The sequence below is a fragment of the Akkermansia sp. AE01SA01 genome (genome assembly GCF_036417395.1).
Classification (GTDB): Bacteria; Verrucomicrobiota; Verrucomicrobiia; order Verrucomicrobiales; family Akkermansiaceae; genus Akkermansia.
In genome coordinates, this window is record NZ_CP143890.1 from 2,593,055 (window position 1) to 2,616,414 (window position 23,360).

A 23,360-nucleotide genomic window follows, 5' to 3' on the forward strand; every position below is an offset into this window, starting at 1 on the left:
CATTCCGCACAAGTAAACAGAGCTTTGTCGAATAAAATTCTTGCAAGATCACGAAATTGCAGACGTAATAAGGGAGATATGTTCGCCAACATTACACGTACGACCCTCTGCCTGACGGCATTCAGCATCGCTACCCTGATGGGTGCTCCTCTGGATGCCACCAAAACGGAGAGCCTGGACTGGAACTGGAAATTCGCCCGCTTCGGCAAAATGCCGGACGGCAGCACTCTCCCGGAACCGGGGAAAACCCTGGGATTCGCCACGGCAACCAGTGAAGAAGCCGGCAACCCCGCCGACAATGCCGTGGACGGCGACAAGTCCACCCGGTGGTGCGCCGACGGCAGCAAGAGCGGAGAAAAACTGACCGTGGACATGGGGCGCCCCGTGGATGTAAAAAAAATCAACATTCTGTGGGAAAAACAGAACAACCATCTTTTCAAGCTGGAAAGCTCCAGCGACGGAAAACGCTGGACGACCATTGAGGACAAAACCTCCGGCCAGAACAACAGCAAGGATGACACCGTGGAAAACAAAAGCGGCAAGGCCCGCTACTTCCGTGTTACCGCTACAGGCAACAACCAGGGCAACTGGGCCAGCATTCGTGAAATCACCTTTACCGACGCCAAGGGGGAAACCATTCGTCCCCAGGCCCCCAGCGGAGGAAAAAACGACACCCCTTCCAGCCCCGGCTTCAACGACAAAAACTGGCGGTCCCTGAACCTGCCGCACGACTGGGGTATTGAAGGCCCCTACCGCATGGACCTTCCCAATGAAACTGGCAAGCTCCCATGGGCAGGCATCGGCTGGTACCGCAAAACGCTGGAAATTCCCGCAGACGCCAAGGGCAACCAATTCTATCTGGACTTTGACGGCGTAATGTCACGCCCGAAAATCTATGTGAACGGAGAACTCGCCGGAGAATGGAAATACGGCTACGGTTCCTTCCGCGTGGACATCACCCCCTTCCTGAAATTCGGCCAGAAAAATTCCATTGCCGTCAGGGTGGACAATCCCCCCAACTCCTCCCGCTGGTATCCGGGCGGGGGCATTCACCGCCATGTATGGCTGACGGAATCCAACCCCGTTCACATTGAGCACTGGGGCGTCTTCGTCAAAACTCCGGAAATCACCAAATCCGCAGCCAAGGTGGAAGTGGACACCACGGTGAAAAACACCACGGAACAGCCTGTCACCCCCACCGTCACGGAAGAAATCCTGGACGGAAACAAGGTAGTGGCCTCCGTCACCACCAAGGGGGAAGCCATTCCCGCCGGAGAAAAAGGCAAGGTCACCAGCACGCTCACGCTCAAAAATCCCACTCTGTGGACGCTCAAGGCACCCCATCTGTACAAGATGAAAACAATCGTCAAGGTGGGGGACAAAATCATTGACCAGAAATTCACGAACTTCGGCGTACGCACCATCGAATGGAAGCCCACCGGATTCTATCTCAATGGCGAGCGCGTCCAGCTCAATGGCGTCTGCCAGCACCACGACCTGGGACCGCTGGGCGGGGCCGCCCACACGCGCGGCTATGAACGCCAGATTGAAATCCTGAAGGAAATGGGCGTCAACTCCATCCGCACCTCCCACAACCCGCCCGCTCCGGAAGTTCTGGACTTGTGCGACAAAATGGGAATACTGGTTATCGACGAGCTCTTTGACATGTGGCACAGCGCCAAAAAGGGACAGGACTACCACAACTACTTTGACGAATGGCACGAACGCGATCTGGTCAACTTCTGCCACCGGGACCGCAACCATCCCAGCGTCATCGCATGGAGTACGGGCAACGAAGTGCCGGAACAGGGCAACAAGAGCCTGCACCACGTTTCCCAGACCCTGACGGACCTCTTCCACCGGGAAGACCCCACCCGCAAGGTAACGGCTGGCTGCAATGACGCAGGCGCCGCCCGGAACGGGTTTGCGGACACTCTGGACGTGTACGGCTACAACTACAAGCCCTGGGCATACAAGGCCTTCTCCAAGGACCGGCCGGACCAGCCCTTCTACGCCAGTGAAACCTCCTCCTGTGTCAGTACGCGCGGAGAATACTTCTTCCCCGTGGACTGGAACAAGAGCAAGGGATTCTTCCTCTACCAGGTCAGCTCCTACGACCTGTACGCCCCTGGCTGGGCATACCGTCCGGACGTGGAATTCGCCGCCCAGGACGACAACCCCAACAGCGCGGGGGAATACGTGTGGACGGGCTTCGACTACCTCGGCGAACCCACTCCGTACAACCTGGACGCCACCAACGCCCTGAACGTGCCTGAAGGACCGGAACGGGAAAAACTGATGGCGGAACTCAAAAAGCTGGGCAACCGCGCTCCTTCCCGCAGCTCCTACTTCGGCATTGTGGACCTGTGCGGCTTCAAGAAGGACCGCTTCTACATCTACCAGGCAAAATGGAGGCCGGACGTCAAGATGGCCCACATCCTGCCCCATTGGAACTGGCCGGAACGCAAGGGAGAAATCACACCCGTACACGTTTACACCAGCGGAGATGAAGCGGAACTCTTCCTGAACGGCAAATCCCTGGGAGTCCGCAAAAAGGGCAAGGGAGAAAAAGACCGCTACCGCCTTGTGTGGGAAGACGTGAAATACACGCCCGGCACCCTCAAGGTAGTTGCCAAAAAGGACGGCAAGGCATGGGCTACGGACACGGTGGCCACCACCGGAAAACCAGCAGCCCTTACCCTGAAACCCGACCGCAATGAAATCAACGGAGACGGCTATGACCTCTCCTACGTCACCGTTGCCGTCCGGGACGCCCAGGGCCGCATGGTTCCGCGCAGCAAAAACATGCTCACTTTCAAGGTCAGCGGCCCTGTGGAAATTGCCGGCATCTGCAACGGAGACCCGACGGACTTCACCACCATGGCCAATCCGGAAAACAAGAATATTCTGAAAATCAAAGCCTTTAACGGCCTTGCCCAGGTCATTCTGCGCTCCCGCAAGGGAGAATCCGGCAAGGCAACCCTCCAGGTCATCTCCAATGGACTCAAAGCTGCCCAGACAACCGTAACAGTTAAATAAGGACAGGAAAAACCTTCCTGAACCAGCCGCCGTTTCCTGCACGGGAACCGGCGGCTTTTTCATGACGCAGCGGAAGAAATGAAATTGACGTTCCTTCTCATTCCTCCGTCTCATGTAGGGATTGAAAGAAAAAAACTTTATGTTACCCTCTTGCGCATGTCTGATCTGCCCAAAGCATATGATCCGTCCCTCGTGGAAGAAAAATGGCAATCCCTCTGGATTGAAAAAGGTTGTTTCAAGGCTGACCCGGCTTCCGAAAAGCCCGCCTACTCCGTCGTCATTCCTCCCCCCAATGTCACGGGAGTGCTCCACCTGGGCCATGTGCTGAACAACACCATCCAGGACATCCTGGTGCGCCGTGCGCGACAGAAGGGATATGAAGCCCTGTGGCTTCCCGGAACGGACCATGCGGGCATCGCCACGCAGGTGCGCGTGGAAAAGGATCTCAGGCAGACCACGGGACAGACCCGCCATGACGTGGGCCGTGAAGCCTTTCTGAAAAAAGTTTGGGAATGGAAGGAAAAGCACGGCGGCATCATCATCAACCAGCTTCACAAACTGGGCTGCTCCTGCGACTGGGACCGCGAACGCTTCACGATGGATGAGGAATACACCAGGGCTGTCGGACAGGTCTTCATCGACCTCTTCAAGGAAGGCCTCATCTACCGCGGACGCCGCATGGTCAACTGGTGCCCCGTCTCCCTGACGGCCCTTTCCGATGAGGAAGTCATCATGACGGAGCAAAAAAGCAAGCTCTACACTGTCTTGTACAAGCTGGAAGACGGCTCGGGCGCCCTTCATGTGGCCACTACCCGTCCGGAAACCATCATGGCGGACGTAGCTGTGGCCGTAAACCCCAAGGACCCGCGTTACGCCCATCTCATCGGCAAAAACGTGATGCGCCCACTCAACTCCACGCCCATTCCCATCATCGGGGATGAATACGTGGAAATCGAATTCGGCACCGGTGCCCTCAAAATCACCCCGGCCCACGACAAGGCGGACTTTGAAATCGGCCAGAAATTCAATCTGGAAATCATCGACATCCTTACTCCCGACGGCCATATCAACTGCCCGGACGTTCCGGAGCTGCACGGCATGGATCGCTTTGACGCACGCCATAAATCAGTGGAAATGCTGGAGAGCGCCGGCCTCATGGTCAAAATTGAAGACTATGACAACAAGGTAGGCTTCTCCGAACGCGCCAATGTTCCGATCGAACCGCGCCTCTCCATGCAATGGTTCCTCAAATATCCCTGCATTCAGGAGGCTGCGGACGCCGTCGCCGATGGAGACATCACCTTCCGCCCCGCCCGCTGGGCGAAAACCTATGCCCACTGGCTGGAAAACATTCAGGACTGGTGCATCTCCCGCCAGCTTTGGTGGGGACACCGCATCCCCGTCTGGTACAGAAAAGATAAGGCGGAAGAACTCCGGAACGCTCCCGCGCTGGATGCGTCTGCCCTGGAAAACGGTTCCATCTACGTGGGAACGGAACCTCCGGAGAACCCGGAAAACTGGATTCAGGACAACGACGTGATGGACACGTGGTTCTCCTCCTGGCTGTGGCCTTTCGCTACGATGGACGATGCCACCCGCGCCAAATTCTACCCCACCACAGACCTGGTCACAGGACCGGACATCATCTTCTTCTGGGTGGCCCGCATGATCATGGCCGGTTACCGCTTCCAGCATGAAAAACCGTTCAGCAACGTCTTCTTCACCTCCATCATCCGTGATAAAATAGGACGCAAAATGAGCAAATCCCTGGGCAACTCACCGGACCCGCTGGACCTCATCGCCAACTATGGCGCCGACGGTCTCCGCTTCGGCCTCATGCGCATCGCCCCCACCGGGACGGATGTTCGCTTTGACGAAAGCCAGATCGGGGAAGGCCGCAACTTTGCCAACAAACTCTACAATGCCACCCGCTTCCGCCTCATGCAGGGTAATGTGGGGGAAGAAACTGCCCTGCAGTACTCCTCCGTTCACCTTGCTATCATTTCCAAGCTCAGACAGCTCCACGCGGACGTGGAAAAAGCACTGTCGGACTATGAATTCAATGCTCTGATCCAGGTGCTGTACCAATTCTTCTGGAATGAATACTGCGACCGCTTCCTGGAAGCCGTCAAAGGCGACCTGAGGGACGGCGCGGACTCCTCCGTACGGGCAGCCACCCTGACTGTCATGGACACGGTACTTCGCCATTACTTGGCCCTGCTGCATCCAGTCATGCCCCACATCACGGAAGAACTCTGGTCCTCCCTGGGCTTTGCGGAAGGCAACGCAGGACTACCCCTCATGCTCACTCCCCTGCCCTCTCCGGACGGCCTGCTGGCCGGGATGGACGGGGAACGCATCACGCTGGCATGCACACAAGCTGCTGCCCTCTATGAAACGGCCAACAAGGCGCGCAACCTCAAGGCGGAATACGATCTGTCCAAAAACAAAAACGTCAGCTTCGTCCTGAAAACGGCCAATGGCGTTCCGCAGGATATCCTTTCCCGGCTCTCCATCCTCGCGAACGCCAAATCCGTCACCCGCGACGCTTCCTACGCCGCACCCAAAGGAACTCCGGCGGCTCTCACGCCTCTCGGCGAACTCTTCCTGCCGCTGGAAGGCCTTATTGATGTGGAAGCGGAGCGGGAGCGCCTGGAACGGGAGCTGGATAAAATCTCCAGGGAAATTGCCAAATCATCTGCCAAGCTTGACAATGCGGGCTTTGTAGAACGCGCCCCTGCGGAAGTAGTTTCCCAGGAAAAGGAGCGCCTGGCGGACTGGAAAACAAAACAGACTCAGCTGAAAGCGATGCTTGATTCCCTCTCCTAAAAACATATTCTACCCGGAATGAATGATCTTCAACAGTACTTTGAAGACCGGAAGCAATTCGCGGAATTGCTGGAAGCGGTCGGCATCAGTACGCTGAAGGAATTCGCCGCGATTGATCCCTTCACCGTTTTGCCTGAACTTCATCAGGCAAAACGGATACTGAAACTGGAGGTGGAAATACCTGCGGCACCTGTGTTCAGGGAATGGGTGGCCCAAGCCCTCACTGCTCCCAGGGCGGCAAGCTCGGACAGCATTACCCGGGACGCGGGCTTCATCCTGCCGCTCGCCACTCCTGTGAATACTACGGAGAAAACGGAAGAAACACCTAAAGTGCTTCTCCCGGAGAGAAAATCCGTACTTCCCGCCAGATCAGCCGGCAAGTCTGTTGCCTCCAAATCACAGTCCCGGGAAGAATACAGCTACCGTCCCGCCAAACCAGCCTCCGTGCAGGAACACCGCAAGACCTACCTGCGGAAAAAAGGCATTAAGCACCTGACTCCTTTTCGGACCTGGATCGGGGCCATAGCCGTTCTTCTCTTCTTCGCCAGCAGCATTTCCGCCATTATTCTGACAACCATGATGCTGCTCAACGGAGAACGGGGCTGGCAAATCATCTGCCTCTGCTTCGGTCCCTGGATACTGGCCCTGATTCTTTACCTTGCCGTGGCCCTTCCCCGGAAATGCAGCGTATGCCGGGCACCCCTCTTCTCCTTTAAAAAATACAACCGCAACAAGGCGGCACACCACATTCCGCTGTTCGGTTATGTATTCGCAACAGCGCTGCATATATTCCTCTTCAACTGGTTCCGCTGTCCGGCCTGCGGCTCGGCCCAGCAGTTGGGCGGCAAATCCGCCGCGGAAAACAGCAGGCATTAAAAGCCCCCGGAAACTACGGAAGAAAAGGGGGACACACGCAGATTCATCAGGGACCATTCTCCGCCCTCTGAATGCTTCATAGAAGCATTTCCTCCGGCTCTTGCCCTCGCTGCACCAGAAACCTTGCAAACGGTCTTCCAAACACCCGGATGCCATGTTCCCTCACCCTCTTTCCCGGCTGTAAATGGCAACGACCCTTCCCCTGCCTGCCATAAAAAAGCCGCCTTCCCAAAAGGAAGGCGGCTTTTCAACATTCTGACGTGATTCGATTAGAGCACTTCCGGAGCAAGGGAAACAATCTTCATGAACTTCTTTTCACGGAGTTCACGGGCGACCGGCCCGAAAATGCGGGTGCCGCGCGGGTTGTTATCCTTGTCGATGATGACGACGGCGTTGCCGTCAAAACGGAGCACGGAGCCGTCATCACGGCGGATCGGGGCGGCGGTGCGCACCACCACGGCCTTCACCACAGTACCCTTCTTCACAGAAGCGGTGGGAATGGATTCGCGGATGTGGCAGGTAATAATATCGCCAATGTGGGCCTGACGGGTGCGCTTGCCGATGACGCCAATCATCTTGGCGGAGCGGGCGCCGGTATTGTCGGCCACCTGGACTAGGGATTCCATCTGGATCATGGTATCAAATCTCCTTTACTTAATGGTTGATTCCTGATTAGTGGGTAAGCACTTCCACCAGTTCCCAGCACTTGAGCTTGGAAAGCGGGCGCGTTTCAACGATACGTACCTTATCGCCTACCTTGGCTGCGGAATTTTCGTCATGGGCATAGAACTTCTTGCTCTTCTTAACGATTTTCTTGAACTTGGGGTGCGGAACGCGGGCAACGTATTCCACGACGATGGTCTTGTCCATCTTGGTGGAGGTCACCACGCCGACGCGCGTCTTGCGAAGGCCGGGCTTCTTGGTTGTTTCGGTTTGTTCGGACATTGGATTCTAAAAGTGTAGAATATTCTGTTGTTACCGGAAATCCTCAGTTTACGCTTCCCCGGTTTCACCCTTGATGGTAAGGGCGCGGGCAAGATCCTTGCGGACGGTGCGGATTCTCTGGTTGTTTTCCAGCTGGCCGGTGGCCTGCTGGAGACGGAGATTGAAGAGTTCTTCACGAAGGCTGCGCACCAGGGCGGAAAGCTCCTTGGCGGACATAGCACGAAGTTCTTTGGGGGAATTCTTATCGGACATGGTGATGAGTAGCTTTAGTGTTGAACGCCTTGACGATAGACGAAGCGGGTCGGTACGCCCAGCTTGTTGGAAGCCAGACGAAGGGCTTCACGGGCCTGGGATTCAGTCACGCCGCCTACTTCAAACAGAATGTTCCCGGGGCGGACAACGGCCACCCAGCCTTCCACGGCGCCCTTGCCCTTACCCATACGTGTATCCGGGGGACGGGACGTAAAGGACTTCTGCGGGAAAATGCGGATAAACACCTTACCTTTACGTTTCAGGTAACGGTTGATCGCAATACGGCAGGCTTCGATCTGGTTGTTGGTAATCCAACCGCGGTCGAGCACTTGAAGGCCGAAGTCACCAAAGGCAACATAGGTACCGCTGGTGGCATTGCCGGAACGGCTGCCGCGGTGCATCTTGCGGTGCTTCACTCTTTTGGGCATTAAAGGCATATCTTATTCCTCCTTGTGTTAAGTGTGATGAACAATGTGATGGCGGCTTTCTTAGGCACGCGGACGACGGGGACCGCGGGGGCCGGACGGGCGGGAACTCTGCTGGGAAACGACTTCATCGCGTTTGTTGACCCAGCACTTCACGCCGATGATGCCGTACAGGGTACGGGCTTCGGCAAAGCCGTAGTCGATCGGCGTGCGGAGAGTCTGCAACGGCACTTTGCCTTCGCGGTACCATTCGGCACGGGCGATGTCGGCACCGCCGAGACGGCCGGCGCAACGGATGCGGATGCCGTCGGCACCGCGTTCCATGGCAACCTGCACGGCGCGCTTCATGGCGCGGCGGAAGGAAACACGGCGTTCCAGCTGGACGGCCACGTTTTCAGCGATAAGCTGGGCGTCCGTCTCAGGGGAGCGGATTTCCACGATGTCAATGTTGACCTGGGTGGAAGCACCGCAGAGACCCTGAAGGTACTGGCGGATCTTTTCAATTTCTTCGCCCTTGCGGCCGATTACAAGACCCGGACGGGCGGTATGAACGGTGATGCGGACACTATTCCAGGCACGTTCGATCACGATGCTGGAAACGGCGGCGGACATCAGCTGCTCCTTGATGTATTTGCGCATTACCAAGTCTTCATGCAGCTTGGTGGCGTAATCCTGGCCCGTGGCGTACCACTTGGAGCGCCAGTCCTTGTTGACGGCGAGGCGGAACCCGATTGGATTTACTTTCTGACCCATGATGTTAGTTCAGCTATATGTGTGTTAGATTGTGATGAACTTAGCCTTCTTGATCGGCCAGTACAACGGTGATGTGGGATGTGCGCTTACGGATCATGTTGGCGGATCCGCGGGCGCGGGGCATGGTACGGCGCATGGTGGGGCCTTCATCAACCATGACGGATTTCACGACGAGCGTATCGACGGACAATTCCGCATTGTTTTCAGCGTTGGCCACGGCAGACTTGAGCGTCTTATTCAGCAGATAGGCACCCTTCTTGGGGGTGTAGGACAGGATGTCGGTCGCCTGGGAGACGGACAAGCCTTGGATTTCTTGAGCAATATCGCGCATCTTCTTGGCAGAGATGCGGGCGTATTTGTAAACAGCTTTCACTTCCATGGGTTTTTCCTCGTAGTGCAGGTTATTTATGAAGATGATTTAATCGTTGGTTTTTACTGAGGCAGAATCTCCGACGCGCACCGGATCGGCCGGCGCCATGAGCTTCTGAACAAGCGCGCCACACACATCCTTGCGAACGTCCGTGACTACGGCTTCTCCGATGGTTTGTGCTCCACGGGTCAGCAGCAATGGCATCCCGATTTGCATCCCGGCGGATTTTCCGACGTTGACCACCACCACTCCGGACTCGGAGTCGATGCTGAGCACCTTGGCTTCCGCCTGGGTTCCCGCGCCATCTCGCACGGGCTGTTGCCTGTATCCGAGCACGGAATCCAGCAGGCGCAGGGAGCTTTCCACTGCTGTTCTGGCGTCCGCATCCTCGGATATGGCCTGTTTCATGTAGGCGAGGATAGCCCCGGAGAGCTTGACTGACGCCTGTTCCAGCCGCTGAATGCGGTCGCTGAGAACCTCGATGTTAGCCATCGCCTGAATCAGGCGTTCCTCACTGTTACCTAGCGCAGCGCCTCCCAAAGCCTCCAGCCGGGAACGGATGTCCAGAAGCTGGGCATTCGCGTTGTCGGCATCAATGCGGGCCTGAGCGTAGGACGCCTTGAGGGCCGCATTCTGCTTTTCGAGACGCTCGATTCTGCGCGTCAGTGCCGCCGTACCCTCTTCCGCTCCCTGCATGGTTCCGCCCAGACCAACAATGGCCGAGAGGGAATAGGCAAGGATGGAAGAAGAGTTCGACATGTTGATTGTTAACTTACTGATTACTTCTTACCGATACCGCCGTGCTGTTTGAAGACACGAGTCGGGGCAAATTCACCAAGCTTGTGGCCTACCATGTTTTCCGTGACGTACACGGTGGCAAAGTTCTTGCCGGCGTGCACCAGGAAGGTCAAGCCGACGAAGTCTGGCGTAATCATGGATGCACGGCTCCAGGTCTTGATCGGCTTGCGATCGCCGGATTCAAGCTGAGCATCGATCTTGGCGAGAAGCTTTTGACTGACAAAAGGGCCTTTTTTGAGAGAACGTCCCATGTTATATGATCCTAGTTAAAGTTATTGTGTATTGATTACTTGGAGTTGCGGCGCTGTACGATGACGGAGTCGCTGGGCTTGCGGAGACGGCGGGTCTTCTGGCCCTTGACATGGCCCCAGGGGGACTTCAGGTGCTGGCGGCCACCACCGGACTTGGACTTGCCTTCGCCACCCCCGTTCGGGTGGTCGACGGGGTTCATCGTCATGCCGCGGACGGTGGGACGGACGCCCAGCCAGCGAGTGCGGCCGGCTTTGCCGGACATTTCGTTCATGTGCTGGGTATTGCCGACCTGACCGATGGTGCAGTAGCAATCCTCATTGAAACGGCGGATTTCACCGGAGGGCATCTTGATCAGCGCATAACCTGCTTCACGGTTGGAAACGATGGCCTGCTGACCGGCTGCACGGGCAACCTTGCCGCCGGAACCCGGACGGATTTCAATGTTGTGAACGGAGGTACCCAGGGGAACGTTCTTCAAAGGCATGGCATTGCCGACCTTGGGAGCAACCTTCTGGCCGCTTTCCACCTTCATGCCTACTTGCAGGCCGTTGGGGGCCAGGATGTAGGATTTTTCACCGTCCTTGTATTCGATCAGGGCGATACGGCAGGTGCGGTTGGGATCGTATTCGATGGTGAGTACGGTGGCAGGCACATCGAACTTGTTGCGCTTGAAGTCCACCAGACGGTACTTGCGCTTGTGGCCACCGCCGATGTGGCGGGTGGTGATGCGGCCGTTATTGTTGCGGCCACCGGACTTCTTGAGGGGACGGCAGAGACTCTTTTCCGGGGTGGAGGTAGTGATTTCGTCAAAGGACGGCCACACCTTGTAGCGGTTAGAGGGAGTAACTGGCTTGAATGACTTGAGGGACATGATAGCTTTCCTTCCTAATAGGGGCTTTAAACGAGGTCAAGGGTTTCACCGTTGGCAAGCTTGATGTAAGCCTTTTTCCAATGGGCGGTGCGACCCGCGTCAGCGCGGCGCTGACGCTTGAGCTTGCCGTCATAGTTGGCGGTACGGACAGAAGCGACCTTCTTGCCGAAAGCAACTTCAACAGCCTTCTTGATTTCGATCTTGTTGGCGTCGCGGTCAACTTCAAGGACCAGCTCTCCGGTGGTTTCCTGGAGCATGGTGGCCTTTTCGCTGATGCGCACCTTCTTAATGACTTGGTAAATGTCTTTCATGGCTTCTTAAGCAGTACGGCTGGCGAGGGTTTCTAAAGCATTGTCAACGAGGATCACTGCGTCAGCCTTCATGAGCTGTTCAATGTTCACTTCAGCGGCGGTCATCAGGAGCACGTCCTGAACGTTGCGGCCGGCGAGGTAGGTGGCTTCATCAAAGGAAGCGGCCACGATGAGCACTTTCTTGGCGTCTGTCAGATCCTTGACGGCCTTGATGAAAGACTTGGTCTTTCCGTCGGCCACAGAGAATTCGGCAACGGTGCTGATTCTGGAAGCGGCGATCAGATCGCCCAGAACGCGGCGCAGGGCCAGACGGCGGGTGCTCTTGTTCACCTTCTTGGAATAGTCACAAGGACGGGGGCCGAAGACCACACCGCCGCCCACGAAGATGGGAGCGCGCTTGTCGCCGTGGCGGGCGTTGCCCGTGCCCTTCTGGCGGAAGATCTTCTTGTTGTTGCCGCTGACTTCACCGCGGGTCTTGGTGTTGGCGGAACCAGTGCGGCGGTTTGCCTGATAAGCCACGATGAGGTCGTGCACGGCCTGGGAGCCCTTGTCACTGCCTGCAACCTGGATGTTGGCGGCAGCGGCGGCTTCTAATGTAAAGGTATTTGCGGACATAGATAGGTTTTCCTATATTCAATGTGTGGTTGCTAAAGCCTACTTCTTCTTGGCGGGGCGGATCACGAGGTAGGAACCGCGTGCACCGGGAACGGCGCCGGAGATGAGGATAACATTGTCCTCCGGACGAACGGCCACAACCTTCAGGTTCTGAACCGTGCGCCTGGCGTTGCCCATCTGCCCGGGCATCTTCTGATTCTTCCAGACGCGGCCGGGGGTGGAGCAGCCACCCACACCACCGGTACGGCGGTGCATCATGGAACCGTGGGCGGCGGGAGAGCCGTGGAAGTTGTGGCGGCGCATTGCACCCTGGAAGCCCTTGCCCTTGGAAGTGCCGATCACGTCAACCCACTGGCCGGCGGAAAAGAGATCCACGCCGGGATCTTCAGCGCCTTCAGCAGGCAGTTCAGAAGCTTCCACGCGGAATTCCTTGAGGAGCTTGGTGGGCTGAATGCCCAGTTTCTTGAAGTGGCCGGCCTGAGGCTTGGCCACGCGGCTTTCCTTCTGCGCATCAAAGGCAACCTGAATGGCATTGTAGCCATCCTTGTCTTCCGTTTTGATCTGGGCGAAGGTGTTGCCCTTGACGTCAATGACGGTCACGGGCACCATAGCGCCGGATTCCTGGTCAAACAGACGGGTCATACCGACCTTTTTTCCGATAAGTCCTAGAGCCATTGTAGTGTGTCTTTCTGTTTTTTAATTACTTATCCGGGTACCAAACTAGATGCGGATCGTGATGTCCACGCCGGCGGGAAGGTTGAGCTTCTTGAGCTCATCAATCGTGCGTGCGGTCGGATCGACGATGTCGAGCAGACGCTTATGGGTGCGGATTTCAAATTGTTCAGCCGACTTTTTGTTGACGTGAACGGAACGGTTCACGGAGAATTTCTCAATGCGGGTCGGCAACGGGATCGGGCCGTGAACTTTGGCTCCGGTGCGCTTGGCGGTTTCAACGATCTCCTGGGAGGAGCGGTCGATGGCGCGGGAGTCGAAAGCGCGGAGTCGAATGCGGATTTTTGGACTTTGCATGGACGTGCGGTCTATTGGTTATACTTCAAAGGTTGTTTATTTGGCCCTGTCGCTGACAATCTGGTCAACGAGGTTCTGAGGCACCTGTTCAAAGTGGGACGGCTCCATGGAGTAGGAGGCGCGGCCACTGGAAAGGGTACGGATGGCGGTGGAGTAACCGAACATTTCGGACAAGGGAACCATGGCCTTGAGAATGCAGGCATTGGCCTTGTTTTCCATGTTGCTGATCTGGCCGCGGCGGCGGTTCAGGTCGCCCATGATGTCGCCCTGGTAGTCGGTCGGCGTGGAAGCTTCAACGGACATGATGGGCTCCAGCATGATGGGCTTGGCCTTCTTGAAGGCGTCCTTCATGGCGAAAATGGCGGCCATCTTGAACGCGTTTTCGTTGGAGTCCACTTCGTGATAGGAACCGTCCACCACTTCAACGTGTACGTCCACCACCGGATAACCGGCGATAACGCCCGTGGTCATGGCTTCGTTGAGACCGGCATAAACGGCGTTCATGTATTCCTTGGGAATCGCGCCGCCCACAATCTTGTTTTCAATGGTGAGGCCCTTGCCCCGTTCGTTCGGCTTCACGTCGATAACAACGTGGCCGTACTGGCCGCGGCCGCCGGACTGCTTCACCAGCTTGCCGTCGCCGTGGGCGGGAGCAGTGATGGTTTCGCGGTAGGCGATCTGGGGCTTGCCGATGTCGGCTTCCACCTTGAATTCGCGCATCAGGCGGTCAATGATGATTTCCAGGTGAAGTTCACCCATGCCGGAAATCAAGGTCTGGCCGGTTTCTTCATCGGTCTTCACGCGGAAGGTCGGGTCTTCTTCAGACAGACGGCCCAGGGCATTGGACATTTTTTCCTGGTCGGCCTTGGTCTTGGGTTCCACAGCCATGGAAATAACGGTTTCCGGGAAGGTGGGAGGCTCCAGGCAGATATCGTTGTCCGGACTGGTGATAGTGTCGCCCGTAGTCACGTTGCGCAGACCCACAATGGCGGCGATGTCGCCGGAATACACAGCGTCAATGTCCGTGTGCTGGTCAGCCTGGATCTGAATAATGCGGCCCACGCGTTCCGTTTTGCGGGTACGGGGATTGTACACGGTATCACCCTTCTTGAGGACGCCGGCATACACGCGGATGAACACCAGTTTGCCGACGAACTTGTCAGCCCAGAGCTTGAACGCCAGCACCATGGGCTTGGCGTCGTCCGTAGCGGTGATTTTAAAAGTCTTTTCCGGATCCAGCGTACTTTCAGCGTGGGCGGGAACGGTTTCCACCGGAGAGGGAAGGTAGTCCACCACGGCATCAAGCAGGAACTGAACACCCTTGTTCTTGAAGGCGGAACCGCCTGCAACGGGGATAAACTTGTTGGTGATGGTGGCGCGGCGGATGGCTTCCTTGAGTTCCTTGGCGGTGAAGGGTTCTTCCATGAGAACCTTTTCAGCAAGTTCATCGTCCACGTCAGCCACGCGGCTTACCAGCTCATGGTAGGCCAGTTCGGCTTCCTCCTTGAGCTCGGCGGGGATTTCCTCAACCGTATAGGTGGAACCCAGACGGTCATTGTCGGCGTACATGATGGCCTTCTGGTTCACCACGTCGATCTGGCCGCGGAGCTGGTCTTCGGAACCGATGGGAATCAGAATAGCGGCGGCGTTGGCGCCCAGCTTGTTATGGATATCGTCCAGAACGTTGTTGAAGTTGGCGCCGGTGCGGTCCATCTTGTTCACGAAGCACATGCGGGGAACACTGTACTTGGTGGCCTGGCGCCACACGGTTTCCGTCTGGGGCTGTACGCCGGCCACACCGCAGAATACCACGATGGCGCCGTCAAGCACGCGGAGGGAACGTTCCACTTCAGCAGTGAAGTCAACGTGCCCGGGAGTGTCAATAATGTTCAGCTGGAAGTTTTCGCCTTCGAACATTTTGGTGATACCTTCATTTTTCACCTGCTTCCAGTTGGTGGTAACGGCGGCTGAGGTAATGGTGATGCCGCGTTCGCGTTCCTGCTCCATCCAGTCGGTAGTGGTGGAACCGTCGTGGGTTTCACCGATCTTGTGGATCATGCCGGTGTAGAAAAGAATACGCTCGGACAAAGTGGTTTTGCCGGCGTCAATGTGAGCGGAGATACCGATGTTGCGGTAGCGCTCAAGGGGAGCCTTGCGATTGGGATTGTTTACGTGATCGGACATAGTGTCTGGAAAGTATCTGTAAGATCGAAAGTGAATGGTTCTGCTGATGGTCGCGGAAGGGATTACCAGCGGAAATGGGCAAAGGCGCGGTTGGCCTGGGCCATCTTGTGCACATCGTCGCGCTTGCGGACGGCAGCGCCCTGGTTGTTGGCGGCTTCCTTGATTTCATTGGAAAGCGCCTTGTGCATCGGCACACCCTTGCGGTTGCGGGCATAATTCACGATCCAGCGCATGGCGAGAGATTCGGAACGGGCCGGATCCACTTCAAGCGGCACCTGGTAAGTGGCGCCACCAACACGGCGGCTCTTCACTTCCACACGGGGCTTGGCGTTTTCAATGGCGCGGGTGATCACTTCCAGGGGGTCAATGCTGTCCGTACCTTCGTTAGCCATGTCGATGGCAGCATACACAATGCGTTCCGCAAGGGAGCGCTTGCCATCCAGCATAACCTTGCTGATCAGCTTGCCAACAAGAGTGCTGTCGTAACGGGGGTCACGACGTTCGATTTTTCTATAGACGCGTTTACGGCGGGCCATAATATTTAATAGGTAAGATTGTTAATGTTTACTTGGCAGCAGCCTTCGGGCGCTTGGCGCCATACTTGGAACGGCCCTGGCGGCGCTTGTCGACACCGAGGCAGTCAAGAGCGCCGCGGACGATATGATAGCGAACACCAGGCAAGTCCTTCACACGACCGCCGCGAACAAGCACGATGGAGTGTTCCTGAAGGTTGTGGCCTTCACCGCCAATGTAGGCGATCACTTCTTCACCATTGGTAAGACGGACCTTGGCCACCTTGCGGAGAGCCGAGTTCGGCTTCTTGGGCGTACGGGTCATCACCTGGAGACAAACACCGCGGCGTTGCGGGCAGCTATGAAGAGCGCGTGACTTGGACTTCTCTTCCGGAGTAATACGTCCCTTGCGGACGAGCTGATTAATAGTCGGCATGTTTTCCTGCTTTGGTTGTGGTTCGTCGGTCTGCACCGATATTCAAGGCGAACATCCCTTTCAGTAAGCAGGAAGCGCGCCTTTTTTCCGGAGGCAAACCCGATAGAAAACGTATTTCTTGCACCTTCTGGTGCGTTTGGGGACGGCAAATATAACGTGATTTCACACCATGACAAGTCTTTTATTCCCTTTTCCTGAATATTTTTCTTAGAGACACGCTTTTCTCTCAAGCGGACCGTTCCCGCAATCCCGCCATGACAAAAAAATCCCGTCCGTGCAAACCGGCGCACGAACGGGAAATGAAAAAACGCAGACCGGATCAGTTCTTGGGCGTCACCAGGCTGTGGCCGGACATTTCGGCAGGCTGTTTCAGCCCCATCAAGTTCAACAGCGTGGGAGCCACGTCCGCCAGAATGCCGTTGGACAATTTCACCTCGTCCTTGTCTTCCGCCACGTAAATAAGGTCCACCAGATTGGTGGTATGGGCCGTATTTGGAGAACCGTCCTCATTGCGCATGTGTTCGGCATTGCCGTGGTCCGCCGTGATAAGCAGCTTGCCGCCCAGCTCCAGAATCTTCTTCACGCACTTCTCCAGGGCATTGTCCACGGCTTCGCACGCGGCAACGCCGGCTTCCAGATAACCCGTGTGACCTACCATGTCTCCGTTGGCAAAATTCATGATGATCACGTCGTACTTGTCTGCGGCTTCCACAAACTTGTCCGCCACTTCCTCCGCGCTCATCTGGGGCTTGAGGTCGTAGGTAGCCACCTCGCGGGGGGAAGGAACCAGAATACGGTCTTCGCCGGGGAACTGCGTCTCCACACCTCCGTTGAAAAAGAAAGTGACGTGGGCGTATTTTTCCGTTTCCGCAATGCGGAGCTGGGTCTTCCCGGCTTCCGAAACGATCTGGCCGAAAATGTTGTCGAGCTGCTCCTGCTCAAACACGATGGGGGAGGGATACTTGGCATCGTACTCCGTCAGGGTCACATAATGCACCTTCGGCTGCACTTCGCGGTCAAATCCGTCAAAATCGGAATACAGGAAGGCGTCGCTCATCTGGCGGGCTCGGTCGGCACGGAAATTGAAAAAGAACACCACGTCGTTGTCGCGCACGCGCTGTTCGTTGCCATACGCGAAAATGCCGGGCTTCAGGAACTCATCCGTTTCGCCCTTCGCATAGCACTGTTCCACATACTCGGCAGGAGAGCAGGAACACTGTTCGCCGCGGCCCAGAACGATGGCGTCCCACGCAAGCTTGTTGCGGTCCCAGCGCTTGTCGCGGTCCATCGCGTAAAAACGGCCGATCACCGTAGCTATCTTGGCTCCGTAAGGCTTCACGGCTTCCTCAAGCTGGCGCATAAATCCGGCTCCACTGGTGGGGGAGCAATCGCGCCCGTCCGTAATGGCATGAATGCAAATATCGCGCACCCCCGCTTCATAGGCGTACTTGACAATGCCCGCCAAATGGTTGATGTGGCTGTGCACGCCGCCGTCGCTCACCAGGCCCAGCAAATGCAGGCGGGAAGAAACGGCCTGGGAAAATGCGGTCTTCAATACGGCGTTCTCACCCATGGAGCCGTCCTTGATGGCATTGTCCACACGGCAAAGATCCTGATACACCACGCGTCCCGCACCCAGATTCAGGTGACCCACTTCGGAATTGCCCATCTGCCCGGCGGGAAGACCCACGTCTTCCCCGGAAGCACCCAGCAGGCTGTGGGGATAGTTGGCAAGGAGGTAATCAGTAAACGGGGTATCAGCCAAAACAGTGGCGTCACCGTATTCTTTCGCGACATCAGGCCCCAACGGATTGCGGCCCCAGCCGTCGCGAATGACAAGAACGACAGGCTTTTTAGACATGCGCCTTACTTACAGGCATTCCCCTCTTTTGAAAAGCCTGAAATCAGGCATTCCTTCTCCGCCTCTGAAATAGCCTGCGGCTTGCTGCCCCGCCCGACCCGGACGGCGACGTACCTTCCCTGCATCACGGGGCGTTCCGAATGAAACACCGCAAATTTCCATTCCAGGGAGCTGCTTCCCACATGGCCCAGGCTCAACTCAATGCTCAGCCAGTCCCCCAGCCCGGCGGAACTGGAGTAATCCACCTCCACATGCACGCGGGGCCAGCCGCAATCCGGGGAAAGCACCTCCAACCCGCGGGAACGCAGGTACTCATGCTCCACTTCCTCTACCAGACACAACAGCCGGGTAAAATGGGCCACGCCGGAAGCGTCCGTATCGTGAAAGGCTACTTGGCGCGTTCTGACAAAAGGCATGCAGGGGTGATTTTCATCCATGCCGTTATCCTGCCCCCGTTTTCGGAAACATGTCCAGACGCAAATGCGCGACAATATGTCACATCCGCTTGATTTGCGACATACTTCCCTTTATAATATAGTGCATGCCCGGAAGGGATACGGCGCCGCCATGAAGAAGGACACCATCGACAAGCTGATCGACCGCATCGACCATATCAAGGAGGAGGACCTTCAGCGCTTCTTCGTCAAGCTGGCAGAACAGCAGGGCTTCTTCCAGCAGGTGTTCGAATCCATCCAGGAAGGACTGATCCTGCTGGACAGCAAGGGGAAAATACTGTTCGTCAACCAGGCAGCGCTCAAACTATTCGACAAGGAACCCGAACACATCACGCCGGAGGACTTCTGTATCTTCCTGGGGCGCGACTGCTCCTGGAACACGGTCCAGCAAAGCCATACCGCCGTTTCGCGGGATGTGGAAATCTTCTACCCTGAGCATAAATTCCTGAATATTTTCATTTCCCCCATCGGCAATAAAAGCCAGGGCCACCTGATCCTCATCCGCGACGAAACGCCCCAGCAGAAGCGCAATGCGGAGAACATCGAGGCGGAGCGGCTCAATGCGCTGACCCTGCTGGCGGCCGGCGTAGCCCATGAAATAGGCAATCCGCTCAACTCCATCGGCCTGCACCTCCAGCTCCTTGCCCGGAAGGCGAAAAAACTGCCGCCGGAATACCGGAACGACTTTGAAGAACTGCTGAAAACGGCGGAAGGAGAAACCACCCGGCTTGACGTTATCCTGAAACAATTCCTCCAGGCTATTCGCCCCACCAAGCCCATCCGGGAACCCCACAACATTGAAGACATCATTATGGACGTCCTCAAACTGCTGGAACCGGAAATTCGGCAGCGCGGCATCCAGATCAATACGGAACTTCAAACCGGACTCCCCATCCTCAGCCTGGACCCCGTGCAGATCAAGCAGGTATTCTACAACCTGATCAAAAATGCCTATCAGGCCATTCCTCCCGCAGGAGGGACCATCCTCATCAAAAGCGGCTATACGGATGACAGCGTATTCGTAACCGTGGCGGACACGGGCTGCGGCATCTCCCCGGAAGTCATGGGCAGCATTTACGAACCCTTCCTGACCACCAAATCCACCGGCTCCGGTCTGGGGCTGCTCATCGTACGCCGCATCGTCAAGGAGCACGGCGGCTCCATCACCCTTGCCAGCCAGACGGGCCAGGGAACCACCTTCACGGTATTCCTGCCGCGCGTGGAACGCACTATCCGCCTCCTGCCTCCCTCCGTGCCGTCATGAACATGCCCGTCCTGCTGATTGTCGATGATGAAAAGCCCACGCGCGACGCCCTGCGCATGGGATTTCAGGATGATTATGAAGTGTACACCGCCTCCAATCTCGCCCAGGCCGTCACCCTCATGCGGGAAGAATCTCCGGACCTGGTGCTCACGGACCTGCGACTGGGCGGGGAAAGCGGCATGGACGTACTTAAATCCGCCGCCGCTCTGCCCCATCCTCCACAAAGCATCATGATGACGGCCTACGGCTCCGTGGATGCCGCAGTGGAAGCCATGAAGCAGGGAGCCTACGACTTCGTTACCAAACCCCTGAATCTGGATGCAGTGGAAATGGTGCTCAAACGCGCCCTGCATACCCGGAACCTGGAAACCGCCAACCAGGAACTCACCTCCCGCATCCAGGCGGACTCCGGACTACAAAAACTGCTGGGCCGTTCCACCGCCATGGAGCATGTATTTTCCATGATACGCCAGGTAGCCCCCAGTAAAACGACGGTGCTGATCGAAGGGGAAAGCGGAACCGGGAAGGAGCTCGTGGCCCAGGCCATCCATTCCCTTTCCGGAAGGCCGGAAAACAAATTTGTGGCCGTCAACTGTGCGGCCCTCTCCCCCCAGTTGTTGGAGAGCGAACTGTTCGGCCATGAAAAAGGCTCCTTCACCGGAGCCGCCCAACGGCGCATCGGCCGTTTTGAACAGGCGGACGGCGGCACCATCTTTCTGGATGAAATCGGGGAAATAGACGCAAGCACGCAGGTCAAGCTTCTGCGAGTGCTTTCCGAACGGACGATAGAACGCGTAGGCTCCAACACGTCCATTCCCGTGAATGTCCGCGTCATCGCCGCTACGAACAAATCCCTGAAGCAACTCGTCCAGGACGGCAAATTTCGGGAAGACCTCTACTTCCGCCTGAATGTGGTTCACATCCAGATGCCTCCCCTCCGTGACCGCAGGGAAGACGTAGTTCTGCTGGCGGCGGCATTCCTCAAGGAATTCGCGCGGGAAAACAACAGGGAACTCAAATCCCTCTCCCCGGAAGCCCTTCACGTCGTACGGAACTATCTCTGGCCCGGCAATGTCCGGGAACTGCGCACGGCCATGGAGCACGGCGTGGTCATGTGCAACTCTGACCGGATAGAACTTCAGCACCTCCCGCCCCAGCTCCAGGCGGCATTATCCCCCCCGGCTGCCGAGAAAACCGCCGGGGATCCTCTCCCGGACAATGGGAACAACACACAGAATGGGCTTGTCCCGCACGGGGTTTTGAATTTATCCTTGCTTGAACGGAACGCTATCCGGCAAGCGCTTGCCCAATCAAACGGCAACAGAACGGCAGCGGCCCTTCTGCTGGGCATCAGCCGCCGCACGCTTCAACGCAAATTACAAGAACTCCAAGACATATGAATCCGCCTAACACAGGCTCCCGCGCACCGTTCTTCATTGTCCTCATACTGCTGCTGGTCATCACGGGGGTTCAATTCTTCTTCAACTTCCGCGGCCTCTCGTCAGACGCCGCCATGGACCAAGCCCAAATCGCCCGCAACGTAGCGAGGGGAGAAGGCCTGATCACCCACAGAATCCGCCCCATCCAGCTCATTGCGGACAGCAGCAAGTCCGGACTCAACCCCCTCCTTTCCGACGCCCAGCTCCGGGAGCAGGAAGCCATCCTGGCAGGCCAGGGGAAAAGCCTGGTGGACGCAGAAAAATTCTCTCCCTACAAGCTCCGTGACACGCGCTATGCTCCGCTGAACATTCTGGTGGAAGCGGCCGTATTTAAATTGGCGGGCATACACAACTATGAACTCTGGAAAATGACCGGAGACTCCATGATCTACCTGCCGGACCGCATCGTGGCCGCCGTCTCCGCCATCTTCTTCATTCTTTCTGTCCTGAGCTGCTACTACGTGCTCCGCAGAATATTTGACACCACCATCGCCAGCTTTACCTGCCTGACGATGATTTTCAGCAATCTATTCCTGCAATATGCCACCAGCGGCCTCCCGCAGATGCTGATGCTCTTCTTCTTCACATGGGGCGTTCACTTCCTGTACACCGCACTGGTCAATGACCAGGAAAACCGCAAATTCCTGTGGCCCATTGTCTTCAGCGCCATTTGCTTTTCCTGCGTCTGCCTGACGGGATGGATCGGCCTTTGGCCCATGGTCGGCTTCCTGCTCTTCGTGGGCATCCGCTTCAAGCCGCACGGTCTCTACTGTCTCCCCGTCCTGGCGATCCTGCTGCTCTTCCTGGCCTATCCCGTCTATATAAACAAAACCACCAGCGGCAGCATTTTCGGGACCGCCTTCTATACCATCTGCACCGGCCTTCTCGGTTCGGAAAGCACAGCCATGAAGGCGCTCGTTTTCGGAGACATCCCCATCGGCGCACAAACGGCCGTCATATCCATCATCAACAACATCATTACCCAGGGAGACATTCTTTATGAAAACCTGGGGCATCTCCCCCTGGCCCTTGTCTTTCTGCTGGCTCTGCTGCACACATTCAAAAAGAAACCCGTCAACCAAGCCAAATGGGGCATCTTCTCCATGTGGTGCCTGGCTACGGTGGGTATGGCCCTCTACACGGTCAACAAGCCGGGAATCTCCATCGGACAAATCCAGATACTCTTCTCCCCCTTCTTCACGGCATTCGGCACCGCATTCGTCCTCAACCTGATTGCCAGGCATTCCAAGGAAGCGGCCCCCGTCCTGCGCGGCGGTGTCCTTCTTCTGGCGCTGTTGGTCACGGCCCTCCCCCTCCTGCTCAGCCTGCCTCATATCGTGCGTGTCGGCATCCTGACGGCCCACCGGGGCATTCCCGCATGGCCTCCGTACTATCCGCTGGGCATCAGCCAGGAAGTGCGCAACCAAACCAAGGCAGGGGACTTCATCCTCACGGACCAGCCGGCAGCTGTCAGCTGGTACGCGGACAGGAAAACTCTTGACATCCCCAGCCTTGTCTCCCATTTCACCACGCTGGAACGCGTCCTCTCATTCCACGGCGGCAAGGTAGGCAGCATTCTGGTCACTCCTTCCTCCACCATGGGTAAGGACATAAGGGCCGTATCCGGCTATTACGGGGAATTCGCGCCGCTCGTTCTGGAAGGCTCCATCCTCGGCCAGACGAGGGACAAAAACCCCGTATACATATTCAACCACAGCGGCGCCCTCTCCAAACTGGCCGAGCGCTTCGGCCAGTCAGACTCCCGCCAATTCATCATGGGCGCGGACATGATCCTTTACAGGGACCTTCAACAACCCGGTCCCGCACTTCAAAATTAACCAATT

General features: G+C 56.8%; 24 protein-coding genes. 6 read left to right on the forward strand and 18 right to left on the reverse strand.

Annotation, left to right across the window (positions count from 1 at the left end; translation table 11 throughout):
* The first annotated feature begins 78 nt into the window (after positions 1 to 78).
* The 3 genes from galB (at position 79) to V3C19_RS10525 (ending at position 6,744) form a co-directional block, all read left to right on the forward strand.
* Positions 79 to 3,039: a beta-galactosidase GalB gene (galB, locus tag V3C19_RS10515; RefSeq protein WP_295934733.1), complete on the forward strand. Its 2,961-nt coding sequence runs from the start codon at positions 79 to 81 to the stop codon at positions 3,037 to 3,039.
* A 156-nt stretch (positions 3,040 to 3,195) separates the two neighbouring features.
* On the forward strand, positions 3,196 to 5,868 hold the full coding sequence (locus V3C19_RS10520; RefSeq protein WP_130083163.1) for a valine--tRNA ligase: 2,673 nt from the start codon (positions 3,196 to 3,198) through the stop codon (positions 5,866 to 5,868).
* A gap of 18 nt (positions 5,869 to 5,886) precedes the next feature.
* Positions 5,887 to 6,744 carry a hypothetical protein gene (locus tag V3C19_RS10525; RefSeq protein WP_295934735.1) on the forward strand — a complete coding sequence of 286 codons (858 nt, stop codon included), beginning with the start codon at positions 5,887 to 5,889 and terminating at the stop codon, positions 6,742 to 6,744.
* Positions 6,745 to 7,013: 269 nt separating this feature from the next.
* Here V3C19_RS10525 and rplN read toward each other — a convergent pair whose 3' ends face one another.
* From rplN to V3C19_RS10615, 18 genes are all read right to left on the reverse strand, one after another.
* Positions 7,014 to 7,379 carry a 50S ribosomal protein L14 gene (gene rplN / locus V3C19_RS10530; RefSeq protein WP_012419350.1) on the reverse strand — a complete coding sequence of 122 codons (366 nt, stop codon included), beginning with the start codon at positions 7,377 to 7,379 and terminating at the stop codon, positions 7,014 to 7,016.
* A 37-nt stretch (positions 7,380 to 7,416) separates the two neighbouring features.
* Positions 7,417 to 7,689, reverse strand: a complete 273-nt coding sequence (rpsQ, locus tag V3C19_RS10535) for a 30S ribosomal protein S17 (protein WP_130083165.1) — start codon at positions 7,687 to 7,689, stop codon at positions 7,417 to 7,419.
* A gap of 48 nt (positions 7,690 to 7,737) precedes the next feature.
* Positions 7,738 to 7,941, reverse strand: a complete 204-nt coding sequence (rpmC, locus tag V3C19_RS10540; RefSeq protein ID WP_022397797.1) for a 50S ribosomal protein L29 — start codon at positions 7,939 to 7,941, stop codon at positions 7,738 to 7,740.
* A gap of 14 nt (positions 7,942 to 7,955) precedes the next feature.
* Positions 7,956 to 8,378 carry a 50S ribosomal protein L16 gene (gene rplP, locus V3C19_RS10545; protein WP_022397796.1) on the reverse strand — a complete coding sequence of 141 codons (423 nt, stop codon included), beginning with the start codon at positions 8,376 to 8,378 and terminating at the stop codon, positions 7,956 to 7,958.
* A gap of 51 nt (positions 8,379 to 8,429) precedes the next feature.
* A complete protein-coding gene (gene rpsC, locus V3C19_RS10550) occupies positions 8,430 to 9,119 on the reverse strand; it encodes a 30S ribosomal protein S3 (protein WP_130083166.1) in 690 nt (229 codons plus the stop codon).
* Between the two features lie 40 nt (positions 9,120 to 9,159).
* A complete protein-coding gene (gene rplV / locus V3C19_RS10555; RefSeq protein ID WP_130083167.1) occupies positions 9,160 to 9,498 on the reverse strand; it encodes a 50S ribosomal protein L22 in 339 nt (112 codons plus the stop codon).
* Between the two features lie 39 nt (positions 9,499 to 9,537).
* Complete coding sequence (locus V3C19_RS10560; RefSeq protein ID WP_130083168.1) at positions 9,538 to 10,248, reverse strand: hypothetical protein; 711 nt, start codon at positions 10,246 to 10,248, stop codon at positions 9,538 to 9,540.
* 20 nt (positions 10,249 to 10,268) lie between these two features.
* Positions 10,269 to 10,538 carry a 30S ribosomal protein S19 gene (gene rpsS / locus V3C19_RS10565; RefSeq protein WP_012419357.1) on the reverse strand — a complete coding sequence of 90 codons (270 nt, stop codon included), beginning with the start codon at positions 10,536 to 10,538 and terminating at the stop codon, positions 10,269 to 10,271.
* A 35-nt stretch (positions 10,539 to 10,573) separates the two neighbouring features.
* Positions 10,574 to 11,410, reverse strand: a complete 837-nt coding sequence (gene rplB, locus V3C19_RS10570; RefSeq protein WP_067570852.1) for a 50S ribosomal protein L2 — start codon at positions 11,408 to 11,410, stop codon at positions 10,574 to 10,576.
* A 26-nt stretch (positions 11,411 to 11,436) separates the two neighbouring features.
* Positions 11,437 to 11,721, reverse strand: a complete 285-nt coding sequence (gene rplW, locus V3C19_RS10575; RefSeq protein ID WP_022397790.1) for a 50S ribosomal protein L23 — start codon at positions 11,719 to 11,721, stop codon at positions 11,437 to 11,439.
* 6 nt (positions 11,722 to 11,727) lie between these two features.
* Positions 11,728 to 12,336 carry a 50S ribosomal protein L4 gene (gene rplD, locus V3C19_RS10580; protein ID WP_067570854.1) on the reverse strand — a complete coding sequence of 203 codons (609 nt, stop codon included), beginning with the start codon at positions 12,334 to 12,336 and terminating at the stop codon, positions 11,728 to 11,730.
* Positions 12,337 to 12,375: 39 nt separating this feature from the next.
* On the reverse strand, positions 12,376 to 13,011 hold the full coding sequence (gene rplC, locus V3C19_RS10585; RefSeq protein ID WP_067570855.1) for a 50S ribosomal protein L3: 636 nt from the start codon (positions 13,009 to 13,011) through the stop codon (positions 12,376 to 12,378).
* 45 nt (positions 13,012 to 13,056) lie between these two features.
* The gene (rpsJ, locus tag V3C19_RS10590; RefSeq protein ID WP_022397787.1) at positions 13,057 to 13,365 is read right to left on the reverse strand and encodes a 30S ribosomal protein S10; all 309 of its coding nucleotides are present in this window, start codon (positions 13,363 to 13,365) and stop codon (positions 13,057 to 13,059) included.
* Positions 13,366 to 13,401: 36 nt separating this feature from the next.
* On the reverse strand, positions 13,402 to 15,549 hold the full coding sequence (gene fusA / locus V3C19_RS10595; protein WP_130083170.1) for an elongation factor G: 2,148 nt from the start codon (positions 15,547 to 15,549) through the stop codon (positions 13,402 to 13,404).
* Between the two features lie 62 nt (positions 15,550 to 15,611).
* Positions 15,612 to 16,085 (reverse strand): 30S ribosomal protein S7, encoded by a 474-nt coding sequence (gene rpsG, locus V3C19_RS10600; protein WP_067570857.1) that lies wholly within the window; start codon positions 16,083 to 16,085, stop codon positions 15,612 to 15,614.
* Positions 16,086 to 16,113: 28 nt separating this feature from the next.
* Positions 16,114 to 16,497, reverse strand: a complete 384-nt coding sequence (gene rpsL, locus V3C19_RS10605; protein ID WP_012419365.1) for a 30S ribosomal protein S12 — start codon at positions 16,495 to 16,497, stop codon at positions 16,114 to 16,116.
* Between the two features lie 319 nt (positions 16,498 to 16,816).
* Positions 16,817 to 18,358: a 2,3-bisphosphoglycerate-independent phosphoglycerate mutase gene (gpmI, locus tag V3C19_RS10610; RefSeq protein WP_295875651.1), complete on the reverse strand. Its 1,542-nt coding sequence runs from the start codon at positions 18,356 to 18,358 to the stop codon at positions 16,817 to 16,819.
* A gap of 5 nt (positions 18,359 to 18,363) precedes the next feature.
* Positions 18,364 to 18,774, reverse strand: coding sequence for a thioesterase family protein (locus tag V3C19_RS10615; RefSeq protein ID WP_295875648.1), 411 nt, complete (start codon positions 18,772 to 18,774; stop codon positions 18,364 to 18,366).
* Between the two features lie 151 nt (positions 18,775 to 18,925).
* Here V3C19_RS10615 and V3C19_RS10620 point away from each other — a divergent pair, with 151 nt between their 5' ends.
* From V3C19_RS10620 to V3C19_RS10630, 3 genes are read left to right on the forward strand one after another with little or no spacing between them, the layout of a single operon-like run.
* A complete protein-coding gene (locus V3C19_RS10620) occupies positions 18,926 to 20,077 on the forward strand; it encodes an ATP-binding protein (protein ID WP_130083173.1) in 1,152 nt (383 codons plus the stop codon).
* Positions 20,074 to 21,477 (forward strand): sigma-54 dependent transcriptional regulator, encoded by a 1,404-nt coding sequence (locus V3C19_RS10625; RefSeq protein ID WP_295934739.1) that lies wholly within the window; start codon positions 20,074 to 20,076, stop codon positions 21,475 to 21,477. The genes V3C19_RS10620 and V3C19_RS10625 overlap by 4 nt, the downstream gene beginning before the upstream one ends.
* Positions 21,474 to 23,354, forward strand: a complete 1,881-nt coding sequence (locus tag V3C19_RS10630; protein WP_130083175.1) for a glycosyltransferase family 39 protein — start codon at positions 21,474 to 21,476, stop codon at positions 23,352 to 23,354. The genes V3C19_RS10625 and V3C19_RS10630 overlap by 4 nt, the downstream gene beginning before the upstream one ends.
* Positions 23,355 to 23,360: the final 6 nt, after the last annotated feature.